This window comes from Brevundimonas sp. (genome assembly GCF_013912005.1).
In the GTDB taxonomy this organism is placed as follows: Bacteria; Pseudomonadota; Alphaproteobacteria; order Caulobacterales; family Caulobacteraceae; genus Brevundimonas.
The window spans coordinates 19466-27788 of record NZ_JACESB010000029.1 but is presented as its reverse complement, the minus strand read 5'-3'; the positions used below and the strand labels follow the sequence as shown (position 1 = coordinate 27788).

Genomic DNA, 8323 nt, shown 5'->3' with positions numbered 1-8323 from the left:
ACGCGCTTCAGGTCGGCGAAGACGCGATAGCGCCCCTCCCCCCTCACCTGCTCAACGGCGGTCTCGAATGCGGCCCGGTAGTCGTACAACGGATCCATCCTCGCTCTGCGGGATCGAACATCCCACGGCCGGCGCGGCCGATCACCTTGGGGATTTCCCGTAGCCGGAGCGGGGCTCAGACCGCCGCCGCGTGCCGCCGGGCGCCGTCCGGCAGGCGGGCGTCGAAGCAGGCGGCGACGGCGCGGACAAGGCGGGCCGCCTCCGCCGGCGTCTGCACCATCCGGCCGCGCACCCGGCACAGCCCCAGCGCCTCGAGTTCAGCCAGGGCCGGAAAGGCCGCGTCCAGCGCGTCGACCGGAAAACCGCGCCCGGCGCAGACCGCGCCCACGTCGACCTGCAGGTCGCACATCAGCCGCTCGATCACCGCGGCGCGCAGCTCGTCCTCCTCCGTCACCGCCAGGGTGCGGGCGACCGGCAGGCGGCCGGCCTCGACGGCGCGGGTCCAGACATCGGTGGCGGCGGCGTTCTGCACGAATCCCGGACCGAACCGGCCGATGCTGGACGGCCCCACCGGGATCATCACCGGCGCCGGGTCGTCGGTGTAGCCCTGGAAGTTGCGCCGCAGCCGGCCCGAGGCGGCGGCGACGGCCAGCGGATCGTCCGGGCGGGCGTAGTGGTCCAGGCCGATGCGCACATAGCCGGCCTCGACCAGGGCCTGATCGGCCGCGTCGGCCTGGGCCCAGCGCCCCTCGGCGTCGGCCAGCTCCGCCGCGTCGATCATGACCTGGTGCTTCTTCATCCACGGCACGTGCGCATAGCCGAAGACCGCCACCCGGTCCGGCTCCAGGGTCACCGCGTCGCGCACGCTGGCGGCGACGTTCTCCGGCGTCTGGCCCGGCAGGCCGTACATCAGGTCGAGATTGAGCCCCTTCACCCCGGCCCAGCGCAGGCGGCCGACCACCGCCGCGACGCGATCGAAGGGCTGGATCCGGTTCACGCGCCTCTGGACCTCCGGATCGAAGGTCTGGACGCCCAGGCTGACCCGGTTGACGCCGGCCGCGATCGCCGCGTCGATGAAGGCCGGGCTCAGCATCCCCGGGTCCAGCTCCGCCGCCACCTCGGCGTCGGCCGTCACGGAGAAGGCGCGGCGCAGCCGTTCGACCAGATCCGCGAAGTCGGCCGGGCCGAGGGCGTTGGGGCTGCCGCCGCCGAAGTGGAGATGCCGGGCCCCGGCGTGTTCCGGCAGCGCCTCCGCCCAGAGATCGATCTCCCGCCGCAGGGTCTCGTAATAGGCGCGGACGCGGCCGTACTCGTGCACCACCGTGGTGTGGCAGCCGCAGTACCAGCACAGCCGCCGGCAGAAGGGCACGTGCGTGTAGATCGACAGCGCCTGGTCCGGCCGGATCGCCTGCAGCCAGTCCCGGGCCGTCGCGTCGTCCTCGGCCGCCCCGAAGGCGAGCGCGGTCGGATAGCTGGTGTAGCGGGGCAGGTTTCGCGCCGCCTGGGCGAGCCATGCCGCGGGCACGCGGGCGGGGGCCGCCACCGATGCGACGTCGGACGGAGCCATCACGGTTGCAACAGGCCTCAAACAGTGAAACGGGAGGGCGTCGCCGCCCATCGAACAAGCGGATAGGCGCGCCAAGCGACAGGTGACATTTGGGTATTCCACCTAAGGGGTTTTCCGGAGAGGCGACGGACCGCTGGGCCGACCAGCCGGAACCCGGCGCCGTGGCGTGGGCGCTGGCGGCGCGGCGCACCCGCACGGCCGTGGCCGTGGCGGTGATCGGGGTGGCGCTGGCGCTCGCCGTCCGCCTCCTGCTGACGCCGGTCCTCGACGACCGCGTCGCCTTCCTGTTCTTCGTGCCGGTGGTGGTGGCCGCCGCCGCCCTCGGCGGGCTCGTCCCGGGCGCGATCGCCACCGGGCTGGGCGGCGTCTCGGGGCTTGCGGTGACCTGGGCGGACCACACCGGCGGGGATCTGGTCAGCGCCCTCGTGTTCGCCGCCGTGGGCACGATGATCAGCGTCGGCGGCGAGATGTTCCAGTCGATGCGCGACCGCGCCGTGACCGTGAACAGCGACCTCCGCTCGCGGGAGGCCCACCTGAGCTCCATCCTCGCCACCGTGCCCGACGCCATGGTGGTCATCGACGAACGCGGCCTGATGCGCTCGTTCAGCGACGCGGCGGAGCGCCTGTTCGGCTGGCGGGCGGACGAGGTGATCGGCCAGAACGTCAGCATCCTCATGCCGTCGCCCTACCGCGAGGCGCACGACGCCTACCTCGGCCGCTACCTGCAGACCGGCGAGCGCCGCATCATCGGCGTCGGCCGCGTGGTCGTGGGCGAACGCAAGGACGGCTCCACCTTCCCGATGGAGCTGTCCGTCGGCGAGATGGTCTCCGACCAGGAGCGCTTCTTCACCGGCTTCGTCCGCGACCTCACCGAGCGCCAGAAGACCGAGGCCCGGCTGCAGGAGCTGCAGACGGAGCTGGTCCACATCTCGCGCCTGACGGCGCTCGGCGAGATGGCCTCGGCCCTCGCCCACGAGCTGAACCAGCCGCTGTCGGCCGTGGCCAACTATCTGCGGGGCTCGTCCCGGCTGCTGGACAGTCCCGAGGTTCCGCGCGACATGCTGAAGGAGGCGCTGGATCTGGCCGGCGAGCAGGCGCTGCGGGCCGGCGACATCATCCGCCGGCTGCGCGACTTCGTGGCCCGGGGCGAGACCGAGCGCCGCATCGAGAGCCTGCACAAGCTGATCGAGGAGGCCGGCGCCCTCGCGCTCGTGGGCGCCAAGGAGCACGGGGTCAGCGTCCGCTTCCGCTTCGATCCTCGGATCGACCTCGTGCTGGCCGACCGCGTCCAGGTGCAGCAGGTGGTGCTGAACCTCATCCGCAACGCCATCGAGGCGATGGACGGGTCCCCGACCCGCAAGCTCGAGGTGCGCGTGGAGGACGGGGGCGAACAGACGGCGCGGATCGTCGTCTCCGACACCGGCTCGGGTCTCGCGCCCGAGGTGGCGGGCCAGCTGTTCCAGCCCTTCTTCACCACCAAGCGGACCGGGATGGGGGTCGGCCTGTCGATCTCGCGGACCATCGTGGAGGCCCACGGCGGGCGCATCTGGGCCGAACCGAACCCCGGCGGCGGCACCCGGTTCTGCTTCACCCTGATGACCGTCGACGAAAAGGAGCTTGAGCATGTCGAGTGAGAGTGTCGTCCACGTGGTCGACGACGACGCCGCGGTGCGCAACTCGCTGCGCTTCCTGCTGAAGGCGTCCGGCTTCGAGGCGGCGACCTATGCGTCCGGACCCGAGCTTCTGGCCCAGGCGGCGGAGCTTCGACCCGGCTGCGTGCTCACCGACGTGCGTATGCCCGAGATGAACGGCATCGAGCTGGTGCGCCAGCTCAAGGCCCGCGGCGTCTCGCACCCGGTGGTGGTGATGACCGGCCACGCCGACGTGCCGCTGGCCATCGAGGCGATGCGCGCCGGCGTCGTCGACTTCATCGAGAAGCCGTTCGACGACGAGGCGCTGCTGGCCGCGGTCCGGTCCGCCCTGGCCCAGAACGCCTCGACCTCGGCGGAGGACGCCGAGGCCAGCGAGTTCCGCAGCCGCCTGGAGCAGCTCACCACGCGCGAACGGCAGGTGCTCGAGGGCCTCGTCGCCGGCCAGGCCAACAAGGCCATCGCCTACGACCTCGACATCAGCCCGCGCACGGTCGAGGTCTACCGCGCCAACGTCATGACCAAGATGAAGGCGCGCAGCCTGTCGGAACTGGTCCGCATGCGCCTGCTGGTCGGCAAGCCCTAGCCGGCCTCCAGGGCGCTGCGCACGGTGTCGAGCAGCGCGTCGTTCAGCAGCGGCATCTCGACGATGGCTACGCCGGCGGCGCGGGCGCCCTGACGCAGCGCCGGCCCGGGATGGGTGGCGATGAGGATCCCGGGCGTCCGCACGCCCTCCGCCCGCAGGCGGCCGAGCAACTCCAGGCCGCTCATGTCCGGCAGCTGGGCGTTGGCCACGATGCAGCCGACGCCGGCCGCGCCGTCCGCCAGCAGATCGGCGCCGGCCGCGTGCGGCCTGACCTGCAATCCCTCCAGCCCGAAGGCGAAGCTGATCGCATGGGTGACCGCCGGGTCGCCTTCCACCAGCGCCACGACCGGGGCCGGAGAGGTCCTGGGCTGCGCAATCACCGCAGCAGGCTTTCGAGGCCGGACGGCTGCAGCAGCCGGACGATCCGGCTGGAGCGGGCCTCGATGAGGCCGGCCGCCTGCAGCTGGGACAGGGTGCGGGACACGGTGTGGATGGTCAGGCCGAGATAGTCGGCCAGATCCTGCCGGGTCATCGGCAGCTCGAAACACCAGCCCTTGCGGCTGCGGGCGGCGAAGTCGACGAGGAAGGCCGCCACCCGCTCGACCGCGCCGTGGCGGGCCAGCACCAGGGCGTGCTCCTCGCTGCGCTGGAAGGCGCGGACCGAGACCTGCCACAGGGCGCGCGACAGGCGCGGATCGGCGGCGGCCATGTCGGACAGCTCGCTGCGCCGCATCACCTCCGCGGTGACCGGCGTCAGCGCCACGGCGGTCGCGCCGTACTCCACCCCGGCCTCGAGGCCGATGAAGTCGCCCGGCAGGTAGAAGTTCATCACCTGGCGCCGCCCGTCGGCGAACAGGCGGTAGGTGGCGACGGCGCCCGCGCGCAGGCGGAACACCTTGTAGCTGGGCTCCGCCTGGCGGCACAGTTCGCGCCCGGCCGCAAAGGCCTGGGTGGCGGCCTCTTCGTCGAAGATCTCGCACAGGGCGCACGCGGTCTCCTGACTGACCGGCCGGGGCGCCTCCGCGAAGGCGTAGGCGGCGGGGGCGGCGTTGTGCGGGGCCATGCGGTTCGCTCCTTGCATGACCCCCCATCTATGGCCCCGGCGGGGTCCGGCACAGTCAGGTTTCGTCCCTAAGGGATTTCCCCAGGGCGACAGGCCCGCGAGTCGCCTCAGAGGCGGCCGAAGAGATCGGCGAAGCGGCGGCGCGCCTGGCCCGGAGCCCGGGCCCCGGCCGCGGCGGCGGCGGCGCGGTTGGGAGAGCCGTCGCCGACCACCACCAGCGCCACCATGCCGAGGCCGTAGTGGGGGGTGCACTTCACGCCGTAGACGCCGGGCCGGGCGACCCGCAGCAGGAACTCCCGGCCGATGGCCCCGCGGGTCACGGCGACGCCGGGGGGCAGCATGCCGGGGATGGTCTCGGCGTTGTGGCCGGGATCGGTCGGCACGAAGCGGACGGTGTCGCCGACCCGCGCCCGCACCAGGGCGGGCGAGAAGACCATGGCGCCGCCCGGTCCGCGGTTGAGCATCTGCACGCGGTGCTCCGCGGCTGCGGCCTGTCCGGCCGCGGCCAGGGCGCCGCCCGCGGCGGCGAGGAAGAGGAAGGTGCGTCTCAGCATCGTGTTCACCTGCAGGAGGGGGAGGAACGAAGGGTCAGGCCGGGAGCGGGGGCGCTCCGACGGCGTCGAGGCGGCGCTGCACGTCGGCGTCGATCTTCCGCCCCAGCACGCAGAGCAGCCGCCAGGTGGCGCAGTCGCCGGGCGGCAGGCGGTAGTCGTCCATCCGGCTCCGGATGCGGTCCAGGGCGTCGTGCACCGCCGGCTTCGCCCGCTCGCGCGCGGCTCCGGCCGCCGCCTCGAAGGTCTCGAACGCCTGCCGCAGGGCCGTGAGGTCGGCGGCCAGGCCGACGGGCCAGGCGCTTTCGCCCCAGTGGGTCTCCTCGCTGTCCCGCGCCATGCCGGTCGCGTCGGCGATCAGACGCCGGAGCGCCTCGCGCTCCACGTCGGGCCCGTCGTCCGCCTCCAGCAGCCGGGCCAGCCCGCCGTCGAAGGCGAGGCGGTCGACCAGCTGACAGCAACGGACGCCCCAGCGCCGCGAGACGATCGCTTCAAGCGGGGAGCGCATCGGCGGTCGGTTCGATTGAGCGGCCATGGCCCCACAGAACAGGACTCCACGGCCGCGGACTTTGCGCCGCCGCAAGCTGCGGCTCCGGAATAGCCGCCGTTCCGGGGCTCAGCCCGGTTCGTCGCTGTCGTCCATCAGGATGCGCTCGGCCGCCCCGCGGGGGTCCTCGTACTGCCGGCTGCGCAGGGTCCACATGAAGGCCGCCAGGGCGCAGCCGCCGAGGGCGAGCGACAGGGGGGCGAGGATGAAGACGATGTTCATTGCGATCTCCCGACCCGGAAGGCGTTCAGGCTGACCACCAGGGAGGACCCGGACATGGCGAGGGCGGCGACGAACGGATTGACGAAGCCCAGCATGGCCGCCGGGGCCGCGACGAGATTGTAGAGCGCCGAGAAGCTGAAGTTCTCGAGGGCGACGCGCCGCGCCGAGCGGGCGACCTCGATGGCCTCGACCACGGTCATCAGCTCCGGTCCCGACAGCACGATGTCCGAGGCGTTCTGGCTCGCCTCCAGCGCCGAGCCCGGCGCGATGGCGGCGTGGGCCCGGGCAAGGGCGGCGGCGTCGTTCAGACCGTCGCCGACCATCAGCACCTTGCGGTCGGCGGACAGGGCGTCGATGGCCGCGGCCTTCTGTTCCGGCGTCAGCCCCGCGCGCCAGTCGGCGACCCCGACCTGCCCCGCCACCGCCTCCACCGCGCCGGGGACGTCCCCGGAGAGGATCTCCACGGTCAGGCCGCGGGCCTTCAGGGCGGCGATCGTGGCCGCGGCGTCGGCGCGCAGCCGGTCCGCGAAGCGCAGCCGCTCGGGCGTCCCGCCCTCGACGGCGAACCAGAGCTCGGTCTCGCCCTCCGCCCCCGCGGCGGCGCCGACGAAGCCCGCCCGCCCGAGGCGCGCCCGGCGGCCGTCGACGACGCCTTCGACCCCCTGCCCCGCGTGCTCGACCACCTGTTCGGCCGTCGGACCGGGGCCGGCGGCGCGGGCGACGGCCCGGGCCAGCGGATGCCGCGAGGCGCGCGCCAGCGGCGCCGCGGCCGCGACCACCGCCGGATCGGCCGACAGCAGTTCGGGCCGGCCTTCGGTCAGCACCCCGGTCTTGTCGAACACCACGTGCTCGACCTCCGCCAACCGCTCCAGGGCGGCCCCGGACTTGACCAGCACGCCGCGTCGGAACAGGCGCGACGAGGCGGCGACCTGCACCGCCGGCACCGCGAGGCCGAGAGCGCAGGGGCAGGTGACGATCAGCACCGCCACGGCGCGGATCAGCGCTTCGCGCGGACCGAGGCCGAGGGCCCAGCCGCCGGCGAAGGTAAGGGCCGCGGTCGCGTGCACCACCGGCACGTAGAGGGCGGCGGCCTTGTCGGCCAGGCGCACATAGCGCGACCGCGACTGCGCCCCCGCCTCGACCAGCCGGGCGATTTCCGCCAGGGCCGAGTTCTCGGGCCGGGCGGCGGCGCGCAGGGTCAGCAGGCCGGTCAGGTTCAGCGCGCCGGCGCGGCAGGCGGCCCCGGCGGCCACGGCCTCGGGGGCGCTCTCCCCGGTCAGGGGGCTGTTGTCCAGCTCGGAGGCGCCGTCCTCGAGCACGCCGTCCACCGGGATCCGCTCGCCCGGCCGGATGCGCAGCCGGTCGCCGGGCCGGATGTCGGACAGGGGGATGGCCCGCTCCCGTCCTTCCCCGTCGATGCGGGTGGCGGTCGGCGACTGCAGGGCCAGCAGGTCGGCCGCGGCGCTGCGCGCCTTGCCGCGCAGCACGTGATCCAGCCACCGCCCGATCAGCAGCAGGAACAGCAGCGAGACGGCGGCGTCGAAATAGGCGTCGCGGCCGTTCAGCAGGGTCTCCGAGAAGCTGATCGCGAGCGTCAGGATGACGCCGATCGAGATCGGCACGTCCATGTTGGCCCGCCCGACCCGCAGCGACCGCCAGGCCGACTCGAAGAAGGGCATGCCGGCGTAGAGGGCGCAGGGAGCGGCGACGATGCCCGACAGCCACATCATCAGCGTCCGCGTGGCCGGGCCGAGCTCCTGGCCGAACAGGCCGGCCCACAGCGGCACCGAGAACATCATGGCGTTCATGGCCCCGAAGCCGGCCACCGCCAGGGCGACGATCAGACGACGCCCCTCGCGGTCGCGCTCGCTCCGGGCCGCCCCCGGCTCGAACAGGGTGGCCTCGTAGCCCAGCCCCTCCAGCGCCGCGATGATGCGCGCCGGATCGGCGCGGCCGTCGGCCAGCCCCACCGTCAGCTTGCCGAGCGACAGGTTGAGGCGCGCCGAGGTCACCCCCGGCAGGGCGGCGACGGACTTCTCGATCTTGGCGATGCAGGCGGCGCAGCGGGCGCCCCGCACCAGGAGTTCGACGCTGGCCCGGCCGTCGGCCTCCCGCCGCACGAAGGCCCGCATGTCCGG

The 8323-nt window shown here is 73.6% G+C and carries 10 protein-coding genes; 2 read left to right on the top strand and 8 right to left on the bottom strand.

What is annotated here, in order from left to right; translation table 11 throughout:
• Positions 1-98, bottom strand: a 98-nt coding sequence (locus tag H2038_RS13865; RefSeq protein WP_292114418.1) for a hypothetical protein, incomplete at its 3' end; no start/stop codon positions are given.
• 77 nt (positions 99-175) lie between these two features.
• Entirely contained in the window at positions 176-1567 is a 1392-nt protein-coding gene (gene hemN / locus H2038_RS13860) for an oxygen-independent coproporphyrinogen III oxidase (protein WP_292114409.1), read from the bottom strand.
• Between the two features lie 221 nt (positions 1568-1788).
• Here hemN and H2038_RS13855 point away from each other — a divergent pair, with 221 nt between their 5' ends.
• Together H2038_RS13855 and fixJ are read left to right on the top strand one after the other, a co-directional pair.
• Complete coding sequence (locus tag H2038_RS13855; RefSeq protein ID WP_292114415.1) at positions 1789-3201, top strand: PAS domain-containing sensor histidine kinase; 1413 nt, start codon at positions 1789-1791, stop codon at positions 3199-3201.
• Complete coding sequence (gene fixJ, locus H2038_RS13850; protein ID WP_292114406.1) at positions 3191-3802, top strand: response regulator FixJ; 612 nt, start codon at positions 3191-3193, stop codon at positions 3800-3802. The genes H2038_RS13855 and fixJ overlap by 11 nt, the downstream gene beginning before the upstream one ends.
• Here fixJ and H2038_RS13845 read toward each other — a convergent pair.
• From H2038_RS13845 to H2038_RS13820, 6 genes are all read right to left on the bottom strand, one after another.
• Complete coding sequence (locus tag H2038_RS13845; RefSeq protein WP_292114403.1) at positions 3799-4146, bottom strand: response regulator; 348 nt, start codon at positions 4144-4146, stop codon at positions 3799-3801. The genes fixJ and H2038_RS13845 overlap by 4 nt on opposite strands.
• A 32-nt stretch (positions 4147-4178) precedes the next feature.
• The gene (locus H2038_RS13840; RefSeq protein ID WP_292114400.1) at positions 4179-4865 is read right to left on the bottom strand and encodes a helix-turn-helix domain-containing protein; all 687 of its coding nucleotides are present in this window, start codon (positions 4863-4865) and stop codon (positions 4179-4181) included.
• A gap of 107 nt (positions 4866-4972) precedes the next feature.
• On the bottom strand, positions 4973-5419 hold the full coding sequence (locus H2038_RS13835; RefSeq protein WP_292114397.1) for a pseudoazurin: 447 nt from the start codon (positions 5417-5419) through the stop codon (positions 4973-4975).
• Positions 5420-5453: 34 nt separating this feature from the next.
• Positions 5454-5924 (bottom strand): hypothetical protein, encoded by a 471-nt coding sequence (locus H2038_RS13830; RefSeq protein ID WP_292114395.1) that lies wholly within the window; start codon positions 5922-5924, stop codon positions 5454-5456.
• 108 nt (positions 5925-6032) lie between these two features.
• Complete coding sequence (gene ccoS / locus H2038_RS13825; RefSeq protein WP_292114392.1) at positions 6033-6185, bottom strand: cbb3-type cytochrome oxidase assembly protein CcoS; 153 nt, start codon at positions 6183-6185, stop codon at positions 6033-6035.
• Positions 6182-8317, bottom strand: a complete 2136-nt coding sequence (locus H2038_RS13820; RefSeq protein ID WP_292114412.1) for a heavy metal translocating P-type ATPase — start codon at positions 8315-8317, stop codon at positions 6182-6184. Before H2038_RS13820 ends, ccoS begins: the two co-directional genes overlap by 4 nt.
• Between the last annotated feature and the right edge of the window lie 6 nt (positions 8318-8323).